This is a genomic window from Priestia sp. KCTC 13724 (assembly GCF_056820425.1).
Genome location: NZ_JBXDLD010000053.1, coordinates 1 through 1,073, shown reverse-complemented (window position 1 = coordinate 1,073; position 1,073 = coordinate 1). Strand labels below are relative to the sequence as shown.

Here is a 1,073-nt window from a genome sequence, read left to right as displayed (position 1 = left end):
TTCGTTTTTCTTTATAAAAGGAAAAATAAGAAAACAGAAAATTCAGTTAAAATTTATGCGACGCTAGTGATGCCATAATAGTAAAATATAATATTTCGGTAAGGAGAGATGTCGTGAATTCAAATCTCCAAACGTCTAAACCAGTAAAAGTCGTAATGAAAAAGATGCTTCGTATGACGACAAGCTTATTGCAGAAGCAACAAAAGAAGTAGTGAAAGCGCTGAAAGGTAAAAAGCCATTAATTTAATAAGTTTTAATAATTCATAAAAAGATAACTTAAAAATGGTACTATGTTTTTATAGTGCCATTTTTATTAGAAGCAAGATAAATAGTTAGGGGAATACAAGGTGAATAGTAAAAAATTAGGTAGCTTTCATGTGACTGGTCTTCAGCTTATCATCTCAGATCCGTGTTATCCAATTGAGTGTGCGGTAGACGACAGCGACGATTTTGCATGGCAATTAGAACCTGCTAAAAGGGGTGAGTGGACCGCAACAGTTTTCTATGAAGATGATTTTACGATAAGTAAATTAGTAGCTACGCACACTGATTTTAAAATGACTGATAATTGGATTGACACCGGAAAAGAAGTTGGAGTAGATTCAGCCACGGCAGGAATATTTGATGCATCTGTTTATGGAAGAGACGACGCAATTACATATGAAGTGGAAAATGTGCATGAGATTAATATGGATGAAGAAGGTCTTACGTATTATGTAGCTTGCTGCGATGCAGTCGCATCTTCTGAATATGAAGCTGGTATCGTCCCTGGTGGAGTTGTGTCGATGGCTGGTATAGGTGATGGTTACTATCCAGCTTACGTTCAATATGATAATCAAGAAATAGCCGCAGTATTATTAGATTTTTGGTTTGATGAAGAAGAGGAATAAAAACAAACTGCTTTTATATAAAAGTGTTAACCTTTATAAAGGTAATCTTCAAGTGCGCTCTCTTGTGAGAACGCACTTTTGTATTTGGAAGGCCTATTTTCTGCTTTCATTAATGTAAGCCCGAAATATAAAAAATAGCGCACCTTCACGGTACGCACGACGAACGGCCAGCTAACTGAATTT

The 1,073-nt window shown here is 35.9% G+C and carries 1 protein-coding gene; it reads left to right on the top strand.

The window, feature by feature from the left end; translation table 11 throughout:
* The first annotated feature begins 347 nt into the window (after positions 1-347).
* On the top strand, positions 348-890 hold the full coding sequence (locus tag AC1UFB_RS07680) for a DUF4241 domain-containing protein (RefSeq protein ID WP_222482930.1): 543 nt from the start codon (positions 348-350) through the stop codon (positions 888-890).
* The last annotated feature ends 183 nt before the right edge of the window (positions 891-1,073 follow it).